Origin of the sequence: Halostagnicola kamekurae, from assembly GCF_900116205.1 — an archaeon.
GTDB lineage: Archaea > Halobacteriota > Halobacteria > Halobacteriales > Natrialbaceae > Halostagnicola > Halostagnicola kamekurae.
The window spans coordinates 1-22,445 of record NZ_FOZS01000002.1; the positions used below are offsets into that span (position 1 = coordinate 1).

Consider the following 22,445-nt stretch of genomic DNA (forward strand, 5'->3'; position numbering starts at 1 on the left):
GTACCAGTTGTTCGAGAGAGCACGTGCTGGGCAGCCACGCGCCACGGGGTAAGAGCTGAACGCATCTAAGCTCGAAACCCACTTGAAAAAGAGATACCATCCGAGATCACTCGTAGAAGACGAGTTCGATAGACTCGGGGTGTACGCACCAAGGCAACGAGGTGTTGAGCCCGCGAGCACTAATCGATCGAGCCACCATTCATACGCATTTGGATCATGTACGGACCCGGAGACGGGTCCAGGCGTGAACTGGACTACACGTAGACACGGAGACCACCGAGACTGGTGTCACCATAGTTGGTGCAGCGGTTCGATTCCGTTGGTTGGCGTTAAGGCGGCCATAGCGGCGGGGTTCCTCCCGTACCCATCCCGAACACGGAAGATAAGCCCGCCTGCGTTTCGGTCAGTACTGGAGTGGGAGACCCTCTGGGAAATCTGATTCGCCGCCCCTTTTCATACTACTCTATTACCCTCAACCAGTGAAATCGCTGGTTGGGGGTTTCGCTATGTATTTGAGTGCCAACAGTTGCGGGTCCCGGTCGTGATTGCTATCGGGGACCGTAACCGTTATGCGCGCAACTCGTCTACGAACACTCGCGCCAAGGTGGCAGAGTCCGGCCGAACGCAGCGGCCTGCAGAGCCGCCCACCGCCGGTTCAAATCCGGCCCTTGGCTTACATCAAAAACCTTACAATCCAATCGGGTTGAGGGTATTCAGGCATTTTCTACGCCTGAGACTACACGTTTCCATAACTCCGAAGAGTGTCATGAACCACATTCCGCAATAGCGACAGCTAAGGGGGGTGGGACGGCATGATCGGACGTCGGTCTTACTCCGGCAGTTCGATCGATGTGACGTATCAGTCGATTACTGAGCGTCCTGAGCTTGAAGAACAGGCTGAGAAAGTCGAGTACGCAACCGATCCTGAAGATATCGGCGAGGAACGAACCGAAGGGATTCCGAAGATCCCCGACGATCAAGAGGTTGAGCGTCCCGATGTCGACGGCCAAACATCGTTCGATGACTGGGGGTGGTCGGCGTGAGCTATACGCAGACATGTGTTGGGTGCGAGGGAGCCCCGTTCACAGCAGCTGCGCAGTACTGCCCCTGGTGCGGCACCCACCTTGATCGAGGTGAGCTGGCGTGACTGGTGGGCTCTCCCTCAAGATTCAGGTCGAACGCCACCTTGAGGCCAACCCCGACGCATCGATCCCGGCGATCGCCGGCGCGCTCGGCGCACCCCCTGCAGCAATCCGCGACATCGTCGACGGCGAGTCATCCGATTCCACAGAAGACTCAAATGTCACAACGCCGAACAGCGTGAAACGGTCCCGTACGCGGTCGCTTCCATGGCTTAAGACACAGTTTGCGAACTGGTCGGATGCGGACTTCGCGAACCCTGATCCGAACACCTGGCCCGACGAGTTGCTCGAACGCGAGCAGTGGATGGGTCACGCCGAGAAAAAGCCGTTCGCGCCGTGGGGGGACAAGGACGCCCCCGCCGAGTGCAATAAAGACGGCCACGACACCGCTTCGACATGCGAATGCGATGCTCGTTGGAAGTGGGGCTATCACGGCCACTACGTCGACGGGGAGACCGTCGCGATGGCCGAAATCGATCCGCGACTCGATGGGCGAGCGTTCCTCCAGACGGAGGCCGATCCGTACGTCTACGTCGACGGTGACGATGTCCGCTGTCCCGAGACTGGTGACGTCCACCCAGCGTTCGTCGCGATCCTCGAACAGCTAGGCGCAACGTACGCAGATATTTCGCAGTCCGGTACCGGTGTTCACGCAATCTACCGAGGCGACTTCGATGATCTCGACCTCAAACAAGCCGGCTGGCGACTCGACGAGGATCCATGGGGCGACAACGAGGACCTCCCGTCGATCGAGATCTATCCCGGCAAACGCGTTTGCGTAATGACCGGCGAGCACGTCCCCGGGACGCCGACTGAGATTCACGAGTGGAACGACGACGTCCTCGAACCAATCTGTGAAGCGACCAACCAATTCGGACAGGGGGGTCACGACCGCGACCAGGACAACGTTTCGTTCGATCGCGACGATTACGATCTCCAGGACTACGAACCCGACGCGACCTTGAGCAGCGAGACGACCGACGATATCCGCGACGTCTTCGCGGCGATAGATCGACTCGACGCCCAGCGGGTCGCCGACCGGACGATCGTCCAGCGCTGGAACGACGGTGCCTCTACAAGTGATGGCGAGCGTGCGTTCTGGCCTACCTGGGGCTCACTCTCCGATGGTGGGACGGCGAACATCGTGAACGATGAACGCTGGCAGGACACCGGCGAACTCCGCGGCTACGGTGGCGTGGTCACGATGGCCGCGATCGACGCCGGTGAGATTCGACCCGCGAACGCCCGGCCCGTCGACGGTGAGACCTGGTGGCGCGGTGTCGACCGACTCCGCGAGCTCGGCTTTGCGATCCCGGAGTACGAACCCGATGACAACTATAAGGGAGAGAGCGATGGCCGTGCCGTCTCTGCTTTACCGATCGCACAATTAGACGCGCTCGAACCGGCTGAACGACGTAGATACGCCAAGGAACGCGGTCTCGAGTGGCCGTCGACGGACGACGCTCGCGAAGAGCTCTTCGAGACGATTGCCGAAGTGATCCGTGAGGAAGACGACCGGATCGTCGACGCCCCCACATCACTCGGAAAGTCGTTCACGATCGCGTCGACGCGCTGGGGTGCTCGCGAGGATATCACCGGTGATCGACCGGTCGTCCACCTCCTCGAGACACGAGAGGCTCGCGACGAAGCCGTCGATGTCGCCGAAGCGCACGGCGGCCAGTACCACGTCCTCCTCGGTCGCCACGAGGCGTGCCCGGTGTGTGCCGGCAACCATGACGACGAGATATCGATCGACGATGAGCCTGCCAGCGAGTGGCTCGATCGCCAGTGTGAGGGGAAGGGAATGCCCTTCTCGGCAGCGCATCGCTACCTCGAGGAGCACAACGACCAGGGCGATGAGCTCCCCTGTGGCGGCGACCGGTGTTCAGCAATCACACAGTGGGAGACCTATCGCGAAGGTCCTAATGGCGAGCTCGACTACTGGCCGCTCGTCATCGCGACGCACAACTTTGCGTTCGCTCCTGGCCTGCGGATGCACAACAACGTCGTCGTCGACGAAGAGCCCAGCTACGAACAGGACGATCTCTCGACGAGTCGGATTCGAGACGCCGTCGGTGCCTACCTCCGTGAGATCAACGCGCCGGTGAAGACCTGGGAAGCTTTCGTCCAACTCTCTCGGCACGATGACTACCAGGGCGACGCCGCGAACGAACGTGATGCGCTCGAAGACGTCCTTTGGACCGATCCCGGTCAAGAGTGGTACTTCGAGGACCCCGATGCCCACACGCTCGCACCGGCGCTCGCGAGAGCCATCTTCCACGCCGAGGATCGGGCGAACGGCCGCCGATTCGGGAAGACGATGCACGAACCACCGCGCCTCGAGGCCGGCGTTCGCGATGACGACGAGTGGAACCGCGAATGGGTGAGCGTTGTCCTGGACGAGAGCAACGACGTCCGCTCAGTTCGGACCGTCCCCGACTTCGGCGCTGCGCGATCGGTCGTCGGACTCGATGCCCATCCTGCAGTGCCGCTCTGGCAGGCGAACACGTTGCCGTGGATCAAGACGACAAATGTTCTCGAACCCGAACAGCGCCAACTCTGGCGACGATACGAACGCGGACTTCGCGTTGTCCAAGTCGGCGACGCGACCCGACCACTCTCCGGAAGCAAGGCACTCGAGTGGCTCAACGAGGACAAACTTGAGGTCCTGCTCGACCAGCTCGTCGACGAGTACGGTACCCAGTTCCGGACGGCGATCACAACGGGACAGGTTGAGGATCGACTCGAGGAGCTCATGGAAGAGGCTGGCTGCCATCGGCCCGAGTTGATGCACTTCGGCGAGGAAAAGAGCCGGAACGACTTCGAACATGAACGTATCGGACTGGTCAACGGCTGCATGGATCCCGGTGACGACTACGTCGTCGATCTCCTCGCCGAACTCGACCTCGAAGCCGAGGTAGAGACTGCCGTCGACGACGCCGGCGAGGAGTACCGTGCCCGCGGCCGCGGCTTCGAGGGCCAGGACGCCGAGACTGCGAAGGAGATCCTCGCTTCAGTACGCGAGAACCACATCGCTCAGGCCGCCGGTCGGTACGCCCGATCTCCCGATAATCCCGATGTGACGGCGACGGTGTTCGTTCGGACCGATGCGATGCCCACCAATTTCGCCGACGTCCAGACACCAGGTGTCGAGTGGGTCTACTCCGATCTCCAGAAGACGATCGTCGACGAACTCCGCTCGAGCCATCGCTCGCGAACAGTGCGGGAGCTCTCCGATGCTGTTGGGTGCTCGAAAGAGCACGTCCGCCAGACACTCGAGCGACTTGTCGAGCGTGATGCTGTCCAAGCGATCGAGGGAATGGGCGTGAACGGAGCAACGCTGTACAGCGATTCCGGCCTTCCACATTCAGGCGTTGTTGACATTCAGGAATCGCCAACTCCCCCCTACGAAGACTCTAGTAGGTGGGCGTTGGCGATTCGAGAGCCAACTACGTACGATGACGTCGATCAGGGGGTGAGTGGCACGGATAGTGGCGACACTCGACCAACAATCTGGCCACAACCGGCCCCTGATACGGGTGACTGACCTCGTCACCCGGCGTCTCGAAGCCTTGCTCGCCCCGCTGGAACCAGCCGCGGCACTCGCCACGAAACAAAGCCCATGAGCCTCCCCGATAACACTGACGTCGACGCAGTCCGCTCGAGCCTTCCACCGAGCGCCAACTACGTTCTCGAGGCCGTCGGCGATGCGGGTGGGTCGATCTCCCGGGAGGAACTCATCGATCGAAGCTACTACTGCGACCGGACGGTCGATCGGGCGATCTCGCAGCTCGAGGACCGCAACCTCGTTCGACGCGATCGCGTTGATGACGACCTGCGTTATGTTCACGTGAAAACTACTGAAATATCCTGAGACGGTCGAAACCGCACTCGAGAGAGCAACGACCGACAAAATGTCGCACGCGCGTACCCTTATCACCACACCGGAGCATATCAAAAGATAACACGAACGCTGCAAGGGCGTCGAGTCGGCGACGCGGTCGCCGGCGATGATCCCGTCCGCCCTACAGCGTCGCTTTTCTCAAATCCATGTCAACGACAGCTCCGACCCCGACCGACGGCCACGTCTCCCCACAACGGGCGTTCGATCACATCGTCTGGCAGAATCCGAGATGCTGTAACGCGTGCTTCGAGCGCGTCAAGGACATCGACAAGGCGACGTTTAGTGGTGGTGTCTACGAATACGACGCACAAGATCATCACCGAACGCCTCAAGCAACGCTCGAGCCGGACGAACGAATCGTCCAGGATGTCGACGTCGACGGTCGAGGAACGACCCGTCCGAGCCAGCAGCGCAGCGCCGTCCCACGGACCACCTGCCGGACCTGCGCTCGGATCGGTTGCTGGGCTGACGACGATACACTCTCGAAGATGCAAGCAGTTCGACTGACGACGCCACTGGCTCGCCGGCTTGAGGAAGCTGGTCTCGAGTTCGACAAGTCCGTTCTCCGAAGAGCGGTCCGCCTCTTCAAAGAACGCGACGACGTCCAGGGCTACGACACCGAGATTTTCCGTCGGTCAGTAAAGCTCGCAGTTCTCCGAGGTGATTCGCATGGCCAGTGAGACGGCTACAACACGACTGATCAAGACAGCCATCGCCGGCGTTATTCTCCTTGCACTGTTCGCTAGCTGGTTGGCTATGGAATGGACCGGGCGCGAACCGGATTCGCTCATTCTTCTGGGCGCGGTCGCGATCGCCATCGGAGCTGGCTACTATCTCTGGGATGATGCGATGTCAGATGGCGTTCAAGCTGTCGGCGACCTCCAGGGCGAGGATGGTGGCGACAGTCAAGAGGACTGATAGATGCCATGTCTGTTAGACCACAATCCGACAATCTGCTGTACCGCGCGAAAATCGAGCTCGTTTGTCTGGGGAGAACGCTGATGCCTGACAAAGAGACACACGAACGGACGATCGCGACTATCATCCTGTTCGGTGTCTGGGCGGCGATCGTCCTTGGACCGATGTTTTTCGGGGCTCGACCCGCCCCGTGGGAACTTCAACTTGGGACGACCGCCGTCGTGTTCCTCGTCATCGGTCGGATGTGGGACCTCGAGGTCGAGCGCGTCCTCGACGGAATCACGATTTCGACCGACGGTGGCCAGCCTCGAGACGACGACCGCGAGGACTGACGCTGCCTATTTATAGTATATACTACCCCCGATCACTTCTGAACGGTTTTCGAACTCCATGAGTACCAAACAACGCCGCGTCACACTCGCGCTGAAGTGGCACTACCTCGACAATCTCAAGGTCAGTGACATCCAGCAGCGATTCGAGGACGAAGGTATCGGCTCCTACGCAGAGTCGACCATCCGTCGGTACCTCAACGAGGAGCCGGCCGAGGAGGTCCTCGAGCAGATCGAGCAGGAGCACGCCAACACCCGCCTCCAGATCGCCGAGCGAGAGGAGCGACTGTATCAGCGCGCTCGAGAGGCCGAGTCGAAGTCGCTGCAGGACGAACCGATCATCCGCGTCGTCCCGAAGACCGACACCGTCTCGACCGACCGTGAGACGCCCATGCAGTGGCCGGCGTGGGAGATCGTCGACCCCGACGACGATGACCGACCGGAGTGGACAGAGGACCGGGACGTCATCATTCGCTTCGACGAGGATCGGACGACATCGGTCATGCCGGGCGAGACGTACCCGCTCCGGTCGGTCGACGGCTCGCCGCGCTACACCAAGGAGTTCGACGGCCTCGAGCGCGACCAGGACGACCTCGAGGGCCAGTCGATGGCTCGGCGGGAACAGTCCCAGCACCTCCAGGCGAAGGGCGACGTCCTCGGCGTCTACAAGGACAAGGTCGAACTGAGCGGCGAAGGCGGCGGCGCAATCGAGGTGAACGTCAACCGTGAGCGCTACGAACCAGACGAGTGAGCCAGTCGAGATCGGCGGCGAGTACTGGGATGCCCAGCTCCGAGCGTTCGATGCCCTCGAGTCGGGCGACTACGACGTCGTCGTCTTCCGCGCCGGCTACGGTGGCGGCAAAACCCTGTTCGGGAGCGACTACGTCCTCGGCGAGGCGATGCAGACGCCGAACGGGCACTCGCTGATCCTCGCACCCGACAAGACGAAGGGTGGCCCGGCGACCTACAAAGGCTTCTACGAGCGCCTCCCCGGAGAGAACACCGTCCCAAACGACGCCGACGGCGACCCGGAGAACTCGCCGATCGTCGCCGGCCACCACGGCACCAAGCATCGGGTCACGCTCATCAACGGGCACATCATCCAGCTCGGTGGCGCGGACATCTGGAGCCGGTTCGCCGGGACGGAGTTCAACGTGATCTGGTGCGACGAGGTCGCCCACTACGGGACGACTGACCTGTACGACCTGCACGAGATGCTCGTCACGCGCCAACGGACCGAGCAGGGTCCGAACGTCACACTCTGGACGTCGACGGGCAACGGCTTCAACCAGTTCTACGACATCACCGAGCGCCAGATCCAGCCCGACGGCGCCGGCGGCGAAGAACCGCTCCCGTGGCGCGATCGGATGAAGGTGGTCGTCGGCGACACTCGAGATAACCCGTTCCACAACGAACTCGAGAAGATGAAAGCCCAGTTCGAGGGCACCGAGCGCGAGAAACAAGCGCTCGAGGGTGGCTTCTCCGCTGCGGAAGGTCTCGTTTACGGCCAGTTCTCTCGGGAGGTACATGTCCCCGAGGTCGACGTCGACGGCCTGATCCCCGAGGACGCCACGCCAATCTACGGCTACGATGCTGGTTGGGATCACCCCCGCGTCCTGGTCCAGTGGTATCCAACCCACCACGATCAGTGGATCGCGACCGACTGCTACTACGCCTCCGAAATGGCGTTTGACGACCTGTGTGATCCCGAGGACCGTTCTGGATACGTCTACGACAACGATCTCGAGCGCGGGCCACTGTACGCCGAACACGAACCCGAGCACATTCAGAAGTTCAACCAGGCAGGTTTCAACGCCCAGAAGGCCAGCAAGAGCCTCGACGAGGGAATTCCGTTTGTACGGGGCCTACTCGAAGTTAAAGGCGACCCCGAGCGGCCGGGTCTTCTGGTCTCCGATGACTGCGTCGAGTTGGTCCAAGAGTTCCAGAGCTACAAAGAGGAACACGTCGGGTCCTCGGGCGACGTCCCCGATCACGTCCTGGACGCCAGCCGATACGCGCTGTTCACCCACGATTCTGAACCCGAGACCACCGTCCACTACAAGTCTGGCTCGATGCCCAGTCAGAACTCCATTCGATAACTCATGTCTACGACACAATCCACATCAGGCCCGATCCGTGGCCGCGTCGAAGCGCTCGCCGAACGCATCAGCCAGACCGTCGAGACGGTCACGCGTAACTCGCGGATCTTCATCGAGAGCGGCGACGTCGACGACATCAACCCGCCCGAGGACATCGACGAGTACCACGACTACTATCTCGAGATCGGCATCATCCGAGCGAACATCAACCAGTTCGTCCGCGATGTCGTCAAGCCGGGCGTCCGGATCACCGCGGATGACGACACCACTGAAGCCTACTTCATGGGCGGTGACGATGCTCCCGAGTCTGCTCCTGCGGGCGGCTTCCTCGAGAACTGCGCGGTCCTCGCCGGCGAGAAACGCCAGCCGTTCTACCCCTATCTGAAACAGGACATCGTCCAGAAGTGGACGAAAGGGACGACGCTCAACGAGTACCTCAAGCAGGACGGCAAAGAGACGGATCCTGAGGGCCCGATTACGGGCTTCAAGCATATCCGACCGGAGACGGTCTCGGCGAGAACGTACGCGAATACGAACATCCTCCTCGAGCCTGACGACATCGAGACGGCCGAAGAGGACGAGATCACGAAGCGCGGAGAGGCGGCAGCCTACGTTCAGTTCGACGACCAGTCGATCGTCGGTCAGCGCCGAGACGGCATGGACGAAGACGAGGTCCTCCTCTCACAGAACGACGTCCTCAAGCGAACGATCGACCCGGACATCGGCGGCGACGATGCGACCGAAGAAGGGATATTCGGGTCGCCTCCGCTCGAGGCGTGCGCCGCTGACGCCGAAGAGTATCGATCGATCAAACGCGACCGGGCAGTTGCCATCAAGAAGACTGCCTACGGTGTCTGGCTCGTAGAGTTCGATACCGAAGTCACAGAGGTGGGCGATGACGAGGTGATCGTCGAGACGTGGGATCAGGACGAGCAAGATGAGTGGGTTTCGAACGTCAACGACCTCGAGGCCGGCGGGATCATCGGCCACGATGGCTCGATCACGCCCGACCAGTGGGAGCCGACAATCCCCGAACTCGACGGTCCGCTCGAGCACTACGTCGCGGACATCCTCGCACCGCTCCCGGCGCCGAAGTACGCGACCGCGTTCGGTGAGTCGATCGCTAACCACGTCTCGGACCGGCAGGAAAACTCCTACCAGGACACGGTCGTCGAGGAACGCCGGGACGCCGAGCGCGACTGGACGCAGGCGTTCCGTGCGGTCGCGGATCGACACCCAGACCTCGATCCGGCCGGCCTCGAGGTGAAGATCGCGCCGAAGGAGAGCGACAACCCGATCGCGACGCTGGACGATGACGAGATCGAGAAAATGGAGCAGTTCATGACGGCGCTGAACGAGGGCCTCGGGAACGTGCCGATCGACTCGGTCCTGGACCTCAAGGAGTTCCTCCAGACGACGATGGATCTCCCCGAAGACGTCTTCGTCGATGGCGAGATCGAGGTCGATGAGTCGGCCCCGGACATGCAGGAAATGTTCGGCGAGACACCCGGCGAGGAGGCCACGGAGGCTGATGACTGATGGGTCACGACGAAGTCAGAGAACACTATAAACGGCACTTCCCGGACGACGAGTGCGTTTACGTGTCGGGGACCGGTTTTACGGACCCGACGAAACACAGCTACACGGCGCTTGGGAAGCTCCCAGAAACCGATAGCCGGTCCTACAACGGCTGTGAACACGTCAATACCCACCGCCTCGTCATCCACACACCGGCAAAAGGACCGGTCGACTTTCTGACTCGTCATGAGGATATGGAGGGCTTCGTCATAGTCGCGCTTCGACTGGCGATTGAGGGAGACAACCGATTCGGGCCAGCGGGAGAGCTGGTGTTCAACCAGGAATGGCTCGAGGACAATCTGGGCGGCCCCATCCAATGGGAAGCTCGCTCCGACGACCCCGACTACGTGGAGGCTGACGACTGATGAGTGCCGCCGCCAACGCAGACGCCGGCGTCCCGGAGCAAACGTCGGCCCACGAGCGCTACCTCGAGCGGGCTCGCGATCGCGACGAACCGGCGCGGATCCGATCGGTTCGACAACAGTACGCCCAACGTCTTCGGGGGCGGTTGGCAGACATCCGCTCGGCGCTCCGAACGGGGATCGTCGAGAACGACGTCTTCGGTCTTCAGACCGAGGCACTGGTCGACGCGCCCTCGACGCGACAGTTCGAGTTCACGACCGACCCGCAGAAGGTCGAGGCCGCGCGACGCTGGCTCGAGAAGCAACTCGAGAATGAGGTCCTCACCGAGTACGGCGGCGAGAACCAGTACATCGAGCGCTCCTACCTCAAAGGCATCGAGGACGCCCAACGGGAGCTCGGGGCGCTGAACGTCGGCAGTGGTGAGGCGGCCGCTTCCGCATCGATGCGGATGCCGGTCCACCAGGAGCAACTCGAGCAGCTGTACTCACGGAACCTCGAGGAGCTCCGCGGGATGACCGACGACATCGCAAGGGACGTCCGGCGGGAGCTGGCCGATGGCCTGGCGTCCGGCGACAACCCGCGGACGATCGCCGGCGACGTCTCGGATATCCTCGGGAAGGTCGACGACGGCACGCCCCGAGCGGCGATGAACCGCGCGACGATGATCTCGCGGACGGAGTTGATGAATTCCCACAACTGGGCCCGGCTCAAGGAGTGGGAACGCGCCGGCGTCGAGAAGGTGGACGTCATCCTGTCGAACGGTGCGTGTGAGCAGTGCTGGGCCTACGCCCGTGACGCGCCGTTCGTGGCGTCGGAGGCCTACGGCAACCTACCAATCCATCCGAACTGCCGCTGTGTGCATACGGTCTGGACGGGCGACTGATCGACCACCGATGACCCCGTCGGGGCGAGGTCCTCCCGACATGGACTTTTCATGACACCACTATGACCACCTACGAAATCCTGAGCGACGGTATCGCAGCCGTCGCAGCCGAACCGGCCGACAACCAACTACCGGTCCACGGCGTGCTCTTCGGGCCCGGCGACATCACGCAGGGGCTCACCGGGAAACGGACCCGCTGGCCGGCAGACATCCTCGAGAAGATGGCCGATGACGGCATCTTCGAAGGGAAGCCGTTCACGCTCGCAGACAGTCTCGACCCCGAGCAGCACGCCGGCGTCGAGATGACCGAGAGCGGACCAGCGCTGACCGGTGCCGTGTCGATGGACGAGAAGGTCGGCGAGATCACGGCGACGAAGTTTGACGAAGACGCGGGCCTCCTCTTCGACGGTTTCCTCGCCGACTGGGAAGCCGAGGAGACGGTCGAAAGCGGCCTTGCTCAGATCTCTCCGGTCGTCATCCGCGATGTCGAACTCGTGGAAGGCGAGGAAGGAGAACCCGATGCCATCTACGAGCCTACTCGCGTCGAGGTGGCTCGAGACGTCGCCCTGGTCGCCGATGGCGCGGTCCCGAGCAACGAGATCAACGTCGGGCAGTCGCCGGCTATCGAGCCGGCAGCGGCCGAAGCGCTGTCGGCTCACTACGGCGTCGACGTCGAAGCACTCACTGAAGATTACCCGGAGGGCGATGACGGCCATACGACACCCTCGGGCCAGACCAACGGGTCTGACTCGAGAGGCCAGAGCACCCCGGCCAACGACGACACGATCATCATGGATCTAACTGACAAAGAGCAGGAGCTGGTCGCAGCAGCCCGGCAGAAGGACGACCCGACGGTCGTCGAGGCCGAGGTGCGCGATCGGCTCACCGAACTCGAGGAACAGGCAGACGAACACGAAGAGCTCATCGAAGAGGCTGCGGACCTCGATGAGCCGGAGGTCATGGACGCCGAAGAGGCGGAAGCGATGCGCGAACGCGTCGACATCGTCGAGGGCATGATGGCCGAGGCACTCACCGAAGATCTCGGTCTTCGAGAGGCGACCGTCGAGGCGATGAGCTTCGACGCGATGGCGTCGGAGTTCAAGACCGACGACGGAGATCTCGACGTCGAAGCGCTCACCCAGTCTCCCGAGGCCGGATCGGGCCCGACGGGCGGATCCGGTGGTTCGAGCGGCCCGACCGACGAGGACAAGCAACGCATCGAGGAGATCGACACGAAGCTCTCGGCGGTCGGCAACGCGCTGCCCGACGAACGTGTCGAGGCCCTCCGCGACGAAGCGGCCAGTCTCGCAGGGGCTGACGACTACGACGGTGCGCTGGAGGTGCTCTGATCATGGTGGCAGAACCCGGACAGAACGGCGGCGACAGTACCAGTACCATCGGCTACTCCGATGCGAGCGACACCACCGAAGCCGGCGACGCGGTCGGCATCACCGGCGGTGAGATCGAACCCGGCACGGACACCGAGCAACTGCTTGGTGTTCGCGCTCGAGGTCGAGCGACTGAAAACAGCGGTATCGCACCAGTCCACGTCGGCGGTGTGACTGTCGCATCGGTCGAGGGCACAGTCTCCGGCGGAGACGATCTCGACCTCGGGACGACCGGCGGTGACGGCGTCCTCGAAACGAGCGCCGGTGGCCCTGCACACGCACTCTCCGATGCTGGCGGCTCCTGGCGCGGCCAGGACGCCCCGGACGGCTACGCGTGGGTCCTGCTGTAAACGACGACAACTCATCCTAATCACATATGGCTCAGAAAGCATCCGACATCATCAGCGACGACGACGTTCGCGCGATCGTCGAGAAGATCCGAAACAAGAAGTACCAGAGTCGTACCGCCTTCAAGGACTACGACGCGACCAACAACGATTCGAACTCTGTCGAGTTCCCGATCTCCGATGGCGACTTCGATGGCGACGTCGCCGAGGTCCCGCCGGGAAGTGACTTCCCGCGAGCGACGAAGGACTACGACACGGTCCAGGTCGCTCACACGAAATACGGCCTCGAGATCGTCATCCCGGACGAAGACGTCGAGGACAACGTCATCGACATCACGATGGATCAGGAAGAGGACCTGATCCGGGCAGAGGAGACCCGTGTTGACGCGATCGCGTACAACATCCTGTCGAACAACACGAACTCGGCCGGCCCGATCGACGCCGGCAACGAGGCAAGCGGCGTCATCGAGTACGAAGACATCACGCTCGCTCGCCAGCGCGCCTTCCAGGACGAACTGGATCTCGGCGAGCTCCGGCTGCTCACCGGTGGCCAGAACATGAACGCCCTGCTGAACATGGACAAGTTCACGCAGGCCAGCGAACTCGGCGACTCCGTCCTCGAGATGGGTATCCTCCCCGAGGGGAACCTCGTCGGCCAGCAGGCGTTCCTCGGCGTCGCCGGCGACGTGCCGGTCTTCCTCGACAACACCGGCAACTACGCCGAAGGGGAGGCGTACCTCGTCGATCCGACCAACTTCGGCTGGGAATCGACCCGCCGCGCCGTCGACGTCTCGAGCTACTACGAGGAGAGCATCGAGAGCACCGTCTGGCAGATCGACGAACGGGTCGGCTTCGCCGCAACCCAGCCGTCGGCGAACATCGCGATCGACACGTAACCAGCCATGCCCTACATCAAACACGAGTCCGGCGAGGCGGGCGAACTCCGCAACTCGCAGATCCTCGGTGATCGCTCACCGCTCGAGTTCGACGAGGACGGCTACGCCTACGTCGAAGACCCCATCGTCGCCGACAAGCTGCTGGCGATGCACCGGCACATCGAGCGCGGTGGCCACGGGCCCGGTGGCTCGGACGATATCGACGAACCCGACGACGAGTCGGAGACGCTGCCGTTCAACCCCGAGGAGCACACCAACGACGAGATCGCCGAGCGTGTCAAGGACGTCGACGACGCCGCCGCGCTCGAGGCGCTCCGGAATCTCGAGGAAGAACAGAAGGATCGTGACGGCGCGAAAGATGCGATCGACGCCCGGATGGACGAACTGGAGGACTAATCCGTGACCGAAGCGACGCCGAGTGACGTGCGCTCACTCATCGACCCGTCGCTGTCTGACGATGACATCCAGACGTATCTGGATCGCGCCCAGGAGGACAACCAGCGCGTGAACGACGTCGACGCGATGGACCAGACGCAGATCCGCCGCGTCGAGGAACTCCTCGCGTCGATCAAGATCCTCTCACTCCCGACCTCCGAGCGATCAGCATCGGACAAGCAGGTCGGAAACGCACGGAAGACCTACGAACGAGGCCGCATCGAACAGCTTCGGGCCGACCTCTCGAAGTGGGATCCCTCGGGCCAACTTGGCAGTAGCGTCGTCTGGGATAGTGATCGAAACGTGACGACAGGGAGCTAATCATGATCGATGGCTTCGAGAACGAGACGGCGACCTTCTACACGGAAGAGCAAACCGGGACCGATGAGGACCCCTACGGAGAGACCGAACCGGTCTACGAGTGGACGCCAGCGTACGAAGACGTCTCGGTGAGGGCCGAGCAACAGAGCGCCTCGTATGTCCGTGAGGTCTACGGCGAGTGGCCTCAAGAGGTCTACCGGCTCTACGTGTCTCCTCGAGCGATTGGCGACGTCGTCGATGAAACCGAGACAGATGCCGATGGCAACGAGATCGTCACGGGCCGCTCCTACGAACTCGGCGTCGCAGCGGACGATCGCGTCGAACTCGACAGCGTCGACGGCCAGTTTGCGATGCAGCCGCCGAACCTGCAGCGTCTCGACTCGGAGATCCCCGAGTACGTCCAACTCGAAGTGACGAAAGTGGAGGTCTGATCATGGATATGCAACTTGACTTCGAGAGCGGCTTCGCTCCCGAAGACGCCCAAGAGGTCTTCGAGAACATGATCGAGGAAGCTGACGACCAGCTCGTCGAACGCATGGAAGAGGCCGAGCAGAACATCCAGAAAGAGGCCCAGCAGCGCTCACCCGTCGACACGGGGAACCTCCGCGCCTCCTGGACGGGGCTGACCGAGGCGCGACGCGGCACGATCATGACCGAGGTCGGCAACACCGCGAGCTACGCCGAGTTTGTCGAGCGAGGGACCAGCAAGATGAGCGCACAACCGATGCTCCGGCCAGCGATGGATCGTGAACTAATGGCACTGATCCGTGATATCGAGCAGTTGGTCTTCCGCGTCGCCGCACAGGAGGGCAACGCATGACCGAGGTATCGAAGATCACGGTCCCGGCCGAGATTAAACAGGTCTGGACTTGGCCATCGCTCGGCCGCGCACTTGCCGTCGTGGCGATCAACGGAACTGAACATCTCATGGAGTTTGATATATGACCTACGGGATGCACGACGCCCTCAGAGACACGATAGTCGACCTTCGAGCTCATGACGATCTCGTTGCTCTCCTCGAGGACCCGACCGCGATCGACGAGGGTTGGCCGAAGGACGTCCAGGACCATCCGGTCGTCGTTCGCGTCCAGCCGATTACCGAGGCCTCGAACTCCCAGCGCGAGTTCTCGACGATCCAGCGCCAGTTCCGCCTGCAGGTGAGCGTCGTCATGACGGATACGTGGCGCTCCGAACAGAGCGCGCCGACCTACCGCATGGCCGAGATCATGGCGACGGTCGCCGACCGCCTGGACATCGCCGTCGACGCGCCGGAACTGTTGCCCGAGGGAACCGACTCGAGCAGCTGGTCGGAGGTCACTGGCGACCGCCTCGCACTGATGCAGGACTGGCTGACAACGACCTACACGCGATGACACAATGCCGATAGGAACAATCACTCGCGGTCCAACCGCGCACGTCGACGCACAGCTCACCAACGCCCAGCCCGATGCGGCGTTTGGTCGAGACGACACTGGCCGGGTTGCCGGCCGGCTCACGACCTACAACCCCGGAGAACGATGACAATCAAATCAGCATACGTTGGGGAGGACGTCCCGATCGAGATCGCGTACAGTGACTCGAACGGGGCGGTCGACCCGGACGATCAAGACACAGACGAGAATCCAGACGCCGACATCACGATCACCGCCAACAGTGACAGTACCGAGGTGATCTCCGCGCAGTCGATGACGCACAACGACGTCGGAGCGTTCGAATACGTCTGGGATACTGATGCCGACGCGAACGGGTCCGGCACCTACGTCATCGAGATCACCGCCGAGTTCGATGGCGAAACGAAGATCAACAAATCGCAGATCACACTGAAGGAGTAATTCCATGGCAGACATCACTAACGACCTCGAGGTCGAGGGCAGCATCGTATCGGTCATCCACGTCGACGAGAGTGGGGCTGAACCAGTCCGGACCGTTCTGGGACTGTGCACTAAAGACGATCTGTCGGTCACCGTCGACGAATCGAACGAAGATTTCAACCCTGGCTCGCAGCGGCGCACCCGACGCTTCCGGACGAACAACACGATCGACGTCGAAGTCGCGTCCGCCGTCGCGCCCGATCTCGAAGCGCTCGAACTGATCGGCGTCGCCGACTCCGACGGGAAGATCACGTTCGACAGCTCGGACCGGCAGACTGGCGATAACGAGTATCTCGAGATCGCGTACTTCGCAGACGAACCGGACTTCGGCTCGGTCGACATCCCGGCCGACTCCGAGCTCCTGCATCGCTTCGCCGACTGCGAGGTCACGTCGCCGGAGATCGACCCGTCCGCAACGCCGCCGACGGCGTCCTGGACGTTCTGGGTTGAGGGAGATGCCTGGATCAGCTACTCGCCGGGTGCCTAACCACTGACCTATGTCTGTAGCCAACGCTGACTCCGCGAACTCGGCACTCGATTCGATGCAGGAACAGCAGCGGGAAGAGCAGCGTGAGACGGCCGAACTCTACGGCAAGGCCCAGGAACTCTTCGACGCTCGCTCTCGGGATTCGTTCACTGTCGACCGCCACGGCGTCGAAATCGAGTTCCTGTATCCTGACCCCGAGACTCAACAGGAGTTCGAGGACCGACAGCAGACTGTCCTCGAAAAGGCCCAGGGCGACGCCAGTCTCTTCGACCTCCTCGAGGAAGCCCAGGTCGGTATCGAGCAGATGGAGGAGACACTGTCCAACCACGCCGTCGACCCGTCGTTCCAGAAGCCGGCGGTCTGGCGGGAGACGATCGGCTTCACCGAGGAGGAAATCGGAGATCTCTACAAAGATTTTTTGGCGCTTGGCGAGGGCGAGACGCAGTCGCAGCAGCTCGAGATGTTGGACGGTCTCCTGTCGGACGATTCCTAGAGTGGCTCAACCAGGAGCAGCACTACCGGCCCGACGAGTTCTTCGCGATGAGCGAGGCGGAGAAGATGTTCTGGATGACTCGGTACGAAGAGCGTCAGAGAAGGCGTGAGGAGCTTGACAACCAACTCCAGATGTGACACCTTCCTTCGACTCTCCCTCAACCGCCCTTTTGATAGTCGATAAAAACCGATAGTTATGCCAACAATATCAACACTAACAGCGGTTCTCGAACTCGACAAGAGTGACTTCGAGTCGAAACTCGATACCGCTCAGAGAGATCTCGACGGATTCGGCAGCCGGGCTCAACGCACTGGGGATCGGCTCGCCTCCGCCGGCCAGTCGCTAACGATGGGCGTTACTGCGCCGTTGGCTGCAATGGGGGCGCTCTCGGCCCGAACGGCGGCGAATTTCGATCAGGCTATGCAGCAGTCGATCGCCGTGATGGGAGACGTCGATGCATCGATGCGGGAAAACCTCGAGGAACGAGCTCGAGAGGTTGCGAATACGACGACCCACAGCGCCGATCAGGCAGCGCAGAGTTACTACTATCTGGCGTCTGCTGGGCTCGACGCTGCACAGTCCATGGAAGCGATGCCGGAGGTCGCTGCCTTTGCTGAGGCCGGCAACCTGAAAATGGCGGAGGCGACCGACGTCGCGACGAACGTGATGTCGGCGTTCGGGTACGAGGCCAGCGAGATGAACGAAGTGACGGACACGCTCACCGCCACCGTCTCGAACCACAACCAGACGATGCAGGGGATGTCGTCGGCAATGTCGAACGTCGCGCCGATCGCCTCGTCACTCGGCATCTCGATCGAGGAGACGTCCGCTGCGATCGGGCAGATGGGGGACGTCGGTATCCAGGGCCAACGTGCTGGGACAGCACTCCGGAACGTCCTCTCCCAGATCTCCGACGAGACATCGCCAGTGACGAAGCGACTGGAGGATATGGGCGTTGCAACCCGTGACTCCGAGGGAGACATCCTCTCGCTGACGCAGATCCTCGAGAACATGGAGCAGGCCGGCGTCGAAGCCGGCGACGCGGCTACGATCTTCGGGACCGAAGCCGGCCCGGCGATGGCCGCGCTCATCTCGGAGGGGAGCAGCGCCCTCGAGGAGAACACTCAGAAACTCGAGGACGCAGACGGGGCGACCCGTGAGATGGCCACAACTCAGCGAGAGACGCTCAACGCGGAGTTGCAAATCGCGAAGTCAAATCTCCTGGATGTCGGTATCGCTATTGGGTCTATCTTGATCCCGATGCTGACTACGCTAACAGGCTATGCAACGGTAGCTGCTAAGAAGTTCCAGGGATTAAATAAAGGGCAACAAAGAGCGATAGTTGTCGTCGGCGCGTTAGTGGCTGTGCTCGGGCCACTGTTGATCCTGTTTGGGACGCTCCTGACCATGTTGCCCGCGATGGCAACTGGGGCATCGATGGCGGCCGGGGCGTTCGCGTCGTTATGGTCTGCCCTATTAGGCCCGATTGCACCCATCATCGCTGCAGTCATCGGGTTAGCAGCGGCATGGCAGACCAACTTCATGGATATCCAGGGCCAGACGGAGAACGGCGTCAACACTGTGCTCGACCTTCTGAACTGGATGGTTGATCAGATCAACAAAATCCTCCCTAACAGATGGGAGATTGATTTCGAAGCTGAGGATGTCGATTTCACAACCGAAAATGGGTCTAGTTCGAGGGGAGCGCAGGATAAGGACGATTACCTCCCAGATGACATGTCGGACTCGGGTCTCGAGGGAGGAACTGACGGTCTCACGAGCGGACAAAACGGACAAGACCCTCTCCAAAATACGGAAGCGGGTGCTGGCCAGAACCCTGAGGATGCCCTTCAGGAGTCCGAAAATCTTGAAGGAGCGGATGCCGAGAAGATCGAATCGATCTATGCCAAACTGGAGGACAACCAGGGCGGCGAGGGGGCCACCGAGACAGACACTGCCTCGTTGCAAGAGCAGTTGGATGCATCGAGTGAATCGACGGATTCGGATATCGATTCGATGCTCGAGGACTTCGAGTCGCGATCGAGATCGTCTGGACAATCTGGTCAACAGGATCTCAGCCGTGTTGTTAATCGACTCGACCAGCTCCTCGAGGCGATCCGTGCGCTCGGCGGGCCCCAAGAAATCTCGGGGACGCTTGATCTGAACGGTTGGGAAGCCGAGGTCCGCGGCGTCGTCCAGGATGAGAACGAAAAGATCGCGTCTCAAGCAGATGTCCGTGGCGCTCGAGGATCCCGAGGTGGGCGACAGTGAACTGGCGCGTCGCAGGCTATGCCGTCGAGGCGGTCGTCGATCAGCCCGTCCCGACGCTCACTCGAGGCTCCGAGATCACGCTGAAGTTGCTGTTCGACAATAACCTCACGGAGACGAACCTCGCGTTCGGGCGGGGAGCATACGGCCAATTCTCCTACAATCAGGGCGGCCTCGGCGGAGTCGAGAATTCGTATCTGGCGCTCAGAAAATACGGCTGGTTCGCTCCGAATTCGCAGACGACAGGGACGACCGACGCGGGAGTCCCGTGGTTTTCGGAGCGTGTCCCATCCGATGCGTACTTCGACACGCTTGTCATCTCGGTTGAACCGATCGACGTCGTCGACCATACCGGCTTTTGGGCACTCGTCACGGACGTGACCGATCAGTCGAGGGTCGCCGGCGCTGAGTCGACAGCGCGACGGCTGGACTTCAATCTGTTTGTCCTCTCGAATCTTCGCGAGTACGACACCGTCGACGACGTGAAAGCCGACCTCGAGAACACACCAATTTAGACCAATGAGTGACGAACAAACCGACAATATCGGGCTTACACAGCCTGAAATCGGAAAGCCAGAGGGCTGGGGAATAGACTGGAACGAAAATGCCGCCGAGATCGATAGCCAGATAACGATTCTCGACACCGATAGTTCGAAAGGCAACTATACAGCCCACAGTACAGCGCTGTACGTCGCAACGGACACGGGGAAGATCTATCGAGGCAACGGATCGAACTGGCAGCTCATCGACCTCCAAGTCGATGAGTTAGTCGCAGCCAGCGCAACGCTGGGGGCAACGACGCTCCAGGCGACACTCGACGCGAACGGGAACAACATCTCCAACGCTGGGGAAGTCGATGCCTCGAGCGCGTCTAACAGCCTTGCTGAAGACGTCCGCACGAACGACAGCGTCGCATCCAACCTCGAGAACCGAACGAGCGACCCGAGTGACGATCCGAACGACACTGGTCGGCAGTGGTACCGGACCGATCTCGACTAAGAGAGACGATTCCTATGAGAACACAAGACATCGAACGGACAGCAGCACAGCTCCGCAGAGTAACGCGACAGGCAGAGCAGATCGTCGACGAAGCACGCACGATCGACGACGCGGGCTTCGACGTCTCCTCGGCAGCGAAGATCCTCGAGCAGCAGCAGGAACTGGCGGACGATCTCGCTCAGGCGATGGCGAACTACAACGCGCTTCTCGCTCGAGCAAACTCCGTCGCACCAGAGCAACAGACGTGGATCCCTGGTCGGGATGCGTTCGCACTGACCCATGACGAGAGTTCTACCGACGTCGAGATCGCGTACTCGGCGCCGGAGTCGATCGACGCCGCGGACGTCGTCGTCACACTCGACGGACAGGAGATCGATCCGTTTGCGACCGAAACGATCGCGGACGGAGACACTGCGACGGTTGATGTGTCCGGCGCCGAGGAGCTGGTCGTCGAGTGGACGGCTGAGGAAGATCGGTTGGATGAGATCGACCTTCGGGACTGGACTGAGATTCTGGACGATGCTGAGGCCGACACGCCGGAGTTTAAGTGTTCGACGATGGAGCTCCCAGAGCACGACTTGAGCAGCACAGCGCGGACGTTCTCGACGTCGCTTGATGTCTCGACCGAGGGGTAACGATGGCTCAGATTGGGACAATAAACCTGCAGACAGCCAGTGGGATCGTCGAGGTCCCGGTATTCGAGATCGCCGACGTAGATTATCCTGTGTGGCGGGTGCAGACCGCGAACGGGATCGGGGCGATCAACGTCGTCGACGTCTCCGAAGCGGAGTTAGATCAGCTCCGAATCCAGACTGGTCAGGGAATCATGGCCGTCTCGACGGAGATCAATGACTCTCCCAGTCTATCTGGTATAGTCGCGTATGGATCGATTGACGATAACACGTACGTACACGATCTCTCGGATTTTTCGTTGGTCGAGACACTGACCGAATCGGGGGGTGGGGTTTATGAAGTTGCACTCTCTGACCAGTACGTTGCATATGGAAGTCAAGACAGCAACACGTACATTCACAACCTCTCGGATGGGTCACTAGTCGCGACACTGACCGAATCATCAGGCGGCATTCGGGGGGTCGCACTCTCTGACCAGTACATTGCGTACGGCGGGTTAGATAACAATGTATATGTTCATGATCTCTCGGATTTTTCGCTAGTCGCGACACTGACCGAATCGTCGGACGCCGTGTTAGGTGTTGCATTATCTGATCAGTACATTGCATATGGAGGGTTAGACGATAACACGTACGTACACGATCTCTCGGATTGGTCGTTGGTCGAGACACTAACTGAATCGGCAGACCTCGTGCGCGGGGTCGCACTCTCTGACCAGTACATTGTATATGGCGGGTACGATAACAATGCATACGTTCATGATCTCTCGGATTGGTCGCTGGTTGAGACATTGACCGAGTCGGGCGATAACGTGTGGGTATTTGCATTATCTAATCAGTACATTGCATATGGGAGTGATGACAACAACACGTACGTACACGATCTCTCGGATTGGTCGTTGGTCGAGACACTAACTGAATCGTCGGACGGCGTTCGTGGGGTCGCACTGTCTGGCCAGTATATCGCGTATGGAGGAGTTGATCAAAATACGTACGTGCATGACCTCTCGGATTGGTCGTTGGTTGAGACACTCATAGAGTCAAGCGACACCGTGCAGAGTGTCTCGCTAATTTAATCCGAAACTCTCACCA

Annotated in this window: 29 protein-coding genes, 1 tRNA gene and 2 rRNA genes; all 32 read left to right on the plus strand. The window is 61.1% G+C overall.

The window, feature by feature from the left end; translation table 11 throughout:
- Positions 1 to 203 (plus strand): 23S ribosomal RNA (locus tag BM348_RS07685); the annotation flags it as partial.
- A 127-nt stretch (positions 204 to 330) separates the two neighbouring features.
- Positions 331 to 452, plus strand: a 5S ribosomal RNA gene (gene rrf / locus BM348_RS07690).
- A gap of 146 nt (positions 453 to 598) precedes the next feature.
- Positions 599 to 674, plus strand: a tRNA-Cys gene (locus BM348_RS07695).
- 138 nt (positions 675 to 812) lie between these two features.
- Complete coding sequence (locus tag BM348_RS07700; RefSeq protein ID WP_092903697.1) at positions 813 to 1,043, plus strand: hypothetical protein; 231 nt, start codon at positions 813 to 815, stop codon at positions 1,041 to 1,043.
- Positions 1,044 to 1,143: 100 nt separating this feature from the next.
- The gene (locus BM348_RS07705) at positions 1,144 to 4,689 is read left to right on the plus strand and encodes a hypothetical protein (protein ID WP_245779412.1); all 3,546 of its coding nucleotides are present in this window, start codon (positions 1,144 to 1,146) and stop codon (positions 4,687 to 4,689) included.
- 75 nt (positions 4,690 to 4,764) lie between these two features.
- Entirely contained in the window at positions 4,765 to 5,016 is a 252-nt protein-coding gene (locus tag BM348_RS07710; protein WP_092903699.1) for a hypothetical protein, read from the plus strand.
- Between the two features lie 176 nt (positions 5,017 to 5,192).
- The gene (locus BM348_RS07715) at positions 5,193 to 5,726 is read left to right on the plus strand and encodes a hypothetical protein (RefSeq protein WP_092903701.1); all 534 of its coding nucleotides are present in this window, start codon (positions 5,193 to 5,195) and stop codon (positions 5,724 to 5,726) included.
- 76 nt (positions 5,727 to 5,802) lie between these two features.
- Positions 5,803 to 5,964, plus strand: coding sequence for a hypothetical protein (locus tag BM348_RS21235; RefSeq protein ID WP_175507133.1), 162 nt, complete (start codon positions 5,803 to 5,805; stop codon positions 5,962 to 5,964).
- Positions 5,965 to 6,047: 83 nt separating this feature from the next.
- Entirely contained in the window at positions 6,048 to 6,296 is a 249-nt protein-coding gene (locus BM348_RS07725; RefSeq protein WP_245779413.1) for a hypothetical protein, read from the plus strand.
- A gap of 58 nt (positions 6,297 to 6,354) precedes the next feature.
- Complete coding sequence (locus BM348_RS07730) at positions 6,355 to 7,044, plus strand: hypothetical protein (protein WP_092903707.1); 690 nt, start codon at positions 6,355 to 6,357, stop codon at positions 7,042 to 7,044.
- Positions 7,019 to 8,392, plus strand: coding sequence for a terminase large subunit domain-containing protein (locus BM348_RS07735; RefSeq protein ID WP_092903709.1), 1,374 nt, complete (start codon positions 7,019 to 7,021; stop codon positions 8,390 to 8,392). Before BM348_RS07730 ends, BM348_RS07735 begins: the two co-directional genes overlap by 26 nt.
- Positions 8,393 to 8,395: 3 nt before the next feature.
- On the plus strand, positions 8,396 to 9,931 hold the full coding sequence (locus BM348_RS07740; RefSeq protein ID WP_092903711.1) for a hypothetical protein: 1,536 nt from the start codon (positions 8,396 to 8,398) through the stop codon (positions 9,929 to 9,931).
- Positions 9,931 to 10,335: a hypothetical protein gene (locus tag BM348_RS07745; RefSeq protein WP_092903713.1), complete on the plus strand. Its 405-nt coding sequence runs from the start codon at positions 9,931 to 9,933 to the stop codon at positions 10,333 to 10,335. Before BM348_RS07740 ends, BM348_RS07745 begins: the two co-directional genes overlap by 1 nt.
- A complete protein-coding gene (locus tag BM348_RS07750; RefSeq protein ID WP_092903715.1) occupies positions 10,335 to 11,216 on the plus strand; it encodes a hypothetical protein in 882 nt (293 codons plus the stop codon). Before BM348_RS07745 ends, BM348_RS07750 begins: the two co-directional genes overlap by 1 nt.
- A 62-nt stretch (positions 11,217 to 11,278) precedes the next feature.
- The gene (locus BM348_RS07755; protein WP_092903717.1) at positions 11,279 to 12,565 is read left to right on the plus strand and encodes a hypothetical protein; all 1,287 of its coding nucleotides are present in this window, start codon (positions 11,279 to 11,281) and stop codon (positions 12,563 to 12,565) included.
- A 2-nt stretch (positions 12,566 to 12,567) separates the two neighbouring features.
- Positions 12,568 to 12,954 (plus strand): hypothetical protein, encoded by a 387-nt coding sequence (locus BM348_RS07760; protein WP_092903719.1) that lies wholly within the window; start codon positions 12,568 to 12,570, stop codon positions 12,952 to 12,954.
- Between the two features lie 26 nt (positions 12,955 to 12,980).
- Positions 12,981 to 13,847: a phage major capsid protein gene (locus BM348_RS07765; RefSeq protein ID WP_092903721.1), complete on the plus strand. Its 867-nt coding sequence runs from the start codon at positions 12,981 to 12,983 to the stop codon at positions 13,845 to 13,847.
- Between the two features lie 6 nt (positions 13,848 to 13,853).
- Positions 13,854 to 14,243, plus strand: coding sequence for a hypothetical protein (locus BM348_RS07770; RefSeq protein ID WP_092903723.1), 390 nt, complete (start codon positions 13,854 to 13,856; stop codon positions 14,241 to 14,243).
- A 3-nt stretch (positions 14,244 to 14,246) separates the two neighbouring features.
- The gene (locus BM348_RS07775) at positions 14,247 to 14,603 is read left to right on the plus strand and encodes a hypothetical protein (protein ID WP_092903724.1); all 357 of its coding nucleotides are present in this window, start codon (positions 14,247 to 14,249) and stop codon (positions 14,601 to 14,603) included.
- 2 nt (positions 14,604 to 14,605) lie between these two features.
- Positions 14,606 to 15,034, plus strand: a complete 429-nt coding sequence (locus BM348_RS07780) for a hypothetical protein (protein ID WP_092903726.1) — start codon at positions 14,606 to 14,608, stop codon at positions 15,032 to 15,034.
- Between the two features lie 8 nt (positions 15,035 to 15,042).
- The gene (locus BM348_RS07785) at positions 15,043 to 15,423 is read left to right on the plus strand and encodes an HK97-gp10 family putative phage morphogenesis protein (RefSeq protein ID WP_175507134.1); all 381 of its coding nucleotides are present in this window, start codon (positions 15,043 to 15,045) and stop codon (positions 15,421 to 15,423) included.
- The gene (locus BM348_RS22180; protein ID WP_281244677.1) at positions 15,420 to 15,548 is read left to right on the plus strand and encodes a hypothetical protein; all 129 of its coding nucleotides are present in this window, start codon (positions 15,420 to 15,422) and stop codon (positions 15,546 to 15,548) included. Before BM348_RS07785 ends, BM348_RS22180 begins: the two co-directional genes overlap by 4 nt.
- Positions 15,545 to 15,976 carry a hypothetical protein gene (locus BM348_RS07790; RefSeq protein ID WP_092903730.1) on the plus strand — a complete coding sequence of 144 codons (432 nt, stop codon included), beginning with the start codon at positions 15,545 to 15,547 and terminating at the stop codon, positions 15,974 to 15,976. The genes BM348_RS22180 and BM348_RS07790 overlap by 4 nt, the downstream gene beginning before the upstream one ends.
- A gap of 4 nt (positions 15,977 to 15,980) precedes the next feature.
- Positions 15,981 to 16,124, plus strand: a complete 144-nt coding sequence (locus BM348_RS21240) for a hypothetical protein (RefSeq protein ID WP_175507135.1) — start codon at positions 15,981 to 15,983, stop codon at positions 16,122 to 16,124.
- Positions 16,121 to 16,435 (plus strand): hypothetical protein, encoded by a 315-nt coding sequence (locus tag BM348_RS07795; protein ID WP_092903732.1) that lies wholly within the window; start codon positions 16,121 to 16,123, stop codon positions 16,433 to 16,435. The genes BM348_RS21240 and BM348_RS07795 overlap by 4 nt, the downstream gene beginning before the upstream one ends.
- Before the next feature lie 4 nt (positions 16,436 to 16,439).
- The gene (locus BM348_RS07800; RefSeq protein WP_092903734.1) at positions 16,440 to 16,961 is read left to right on the plus strand and encodes a hypothetical protein; all 522 of its coding nucleotides are present in this window, start codon (positions 16,440 to 16,442) and stop codon (positions 16,959 to 16,961) included.
- 10 nt (positions 16,962 to 16,971) lie between these two features.
- A complete protein-coding gene (locus tag BM348_RS07805; protein ID WP_092903736.1) occupies positions 16,972 to 17,454 on the plus strand; it encodes a hypothetical protein in 483 nt (160 codons plus the stop codon).
- A 348-nt stretch (positions 17,455 to 17,802) separates the two neighbouring features.
- Positions 17,803 to 19,725, plus strand: a complete 1,923-nt coding sequence (locus BM348_RS07810; protein WP_281244698.1) for a phage tail tape measure protein — start codon at positions 17,803 to 17,805, stop codon at positions 19,723 to 19,725.
- A complete protein-coding gene (locus tag BM348_RS07815) occupies positions 19,722 to 20,237 on the plus strand; it encodes a hypothetical protein (protein WP_092903739.1) in 516 nt (171 codons plus the stop codon). The genes BM348_RS07810 and BM348_RS07815 overlap by 4 nt, the downstream gene beginning before the upstream one ends.
- Positions 20,238 to 20,241: 4 nt before the next feature.
- Positions 20,242 to 20,721 (plus strand): hypothetical protein, encoded by a 480-nt coding sequence (locus BM348_RS07820; RefSeq protein ID WP_092903741.1) that lies wholly within the window; start codon positions 20,242 to 20,244, stop codon positions 20,719 to 20,721.
- 14 nt (positions 20,722 to 20,735) lie between these two features.
- Entirely contained in the window at positions 20,736 to 21,356 is a 621-nt protein-coding gene (locus BM348_RS07825) for a hypothetical protein (RefSeq protein WP_092903743.1), read from the plus strand.
- Between the two features lie 2 nt (positions 21,357 to 21,358).
- Positions 21,359 to 22,429: a WD40 repeat domain-containing protein gene (locus BM348_RS07830; protein ID WP_092903745.1), complete on the plus strand. Its 1,071-nt coding sequence runs from the start codon at positions 21,359 to 21,361 to the stop codon at positions 22,427 to 22,429.
- Positions 22,430 to 22,445 lie beyond the last annotated feature (16 nt).

Coding starts and splice junctions, on each gene's coding strand:
- BM348_RS07795 (WP_092903732.1), top strand. CDS start 16,121: ATGACAATCAAATCAGCATACGTTGGGGAGGACGTCCCGATCGAGATC.
- BM348_RS07805 (WP_092903736.1), top strand. CDS start 16,972: ATGTCTGTAGCCAACGCTGACTCCGCGAACTCGGCACTCGATTCGATG.
- BM348_RS07770 (WP_092903723.1), top strand. CDS start 13,854: ATGCCCTACATCAAACACGAGTCCGGCGAGGCGGGCGAACTCCGCAAC.
- BM348_RS07800 (WP_092903734.1), top strand. CDS start 16,440: ATGGCAGACATCACTAACGACCTCGAGGTCGAGGGCAGCATCGTATCG.
- BM348_RS07820 (WP_092903741.1), top strand. CDS start 20,242: ATGAGTGACGAACAAACCGACAATATCGGGCTTACACAGCCTGAAATC.
- BM348_RS07715 (WP_092903701.1), top strand. CDS start 5,193: ATGTCAACGACAGCTCCGACCCCGACCGACGGCCACGTCTCCCCACAA.
- BM348_RS07745 (WP_092903713.1), top strand. CDS start 9,931: ATGGGTCACGACGAAGTCAGAGAACACTATAAACGGCACTTCCCGGAC.
- BM348_RS21240 (WP_175507135.1), top strand. CDS start 15,981: ATGCCGATAGGAACAATCACTCGCGGTCCAACCGCGCACGTCGACGCA.
- BM348_RS07755 (WP_092903717.1), top strand. CDS start 11,279: ATGACCACCTACGAAATCCTGAGCGACGGTATCGCAGCCGTCGCAGCC.
- BM348_RS07760 (WP_092903719.1), top strand. CDS start 12,568: ATGGTGGCAGAACCCGGACAGAACGGCGGCGACAGTACCAGTACCATC.
- BM348_RS07725 (WP_245779413.1), top strand. CDS start 6,048: ATGCCTGACAAAGAGACACACGAACGGACGATCGCGACTATCATCCTG.
- BM348_RS07750 (WP_092903715.1), top strand. CDS start 10,335: ATGAGTGCCGCCGCCAACGCAGACGCCGGCGTCCCGGAGCAAACGTCG.
- BM348_RS07780 (WP_092903726.1), top strand. CDS start 14,606: ATGATCGATGGCTTCGAGAACGAGACGGCGACCTTCTACACGGAAGAG.
- BM348_RS22180 (WP_281244677.1), top strand. CDS start 15,420: ATGACCGAGGTATCGAAGATCACGGTCCCGGCCGAGATTAAACAGGTC.
- BM348_RS21235 (WP_175507133.1), top strand. CDS start 5,803: ATGGAATGGACCGGGCGCGAACCGGATTCGCTCATTCTTCTGGGCGCG.
- BM348_RS07790 (WP_092903730.1), top strand. CDS start 15,545: ATGACCTACGGGATGCACGACGCCCTCAGAGACACGATAGTCGACCTT.
- BM348_RS07700 (WP_092903697.1), top strand. CDS start 813: ATGATCGGACGTCGGTCTTACTCCGGCAGTTCGATCGATGTGACGTAT.
- BM348_RS07730 (WP_092903707.1), top strand. CDS start 6,355: ATGAGTACCAAACAACGCCGCGTCACACTCGCGCTGAAGTGGCACTAC.
- BM348_RS07740 (WP_092903711.1), top strand. CDS start 8,396: ATGTCTACGACACAATCCACATCAGGCCCGATCCGTGGCCGCGTCGAA.
- BM348_RS07830 (WP_092903745.1), top strand. CDS start 21,359: ATGGCTCAGATTGGGACAATAAACCTGCAGACAGCCAGTGGGATCGTC.
- BM348_RS07785 (WP_175507134.1), top strand. CDS start 15,043: ATGCAACTTGACTTCGAGAGCGGCTTCGCTCCCGAAGACGCCCAAGAG.
- BM348_RS07765 (WP_092903721.1), top strand. CDS start 12,981: ATGGCTCAGAAAGCATCCGACATCATCAGCGACGACGACGTTCGCGCG.
- BM348_RS07710 (WP_092903699.1), top strand. CDS start 4,765: ATGAGCCTCCCCGATAACACTGACGTCGACGCAGTCCGCTCGAGCCTT.
- BM348_RS07810 (WP_281244698.1), top strand. CDS start 17,803: ATGGGCGTTACTGCGCCGTTGGCTGCAATGGGGGCGCTCTCGGCCCGA.
- BM348_RS07825 (WP_092903743.1), top strand. CDS start 20,736: ATGAGAACACAAGACATCGAACGGACAGCAGCACAGCTCCGCAGAGTA.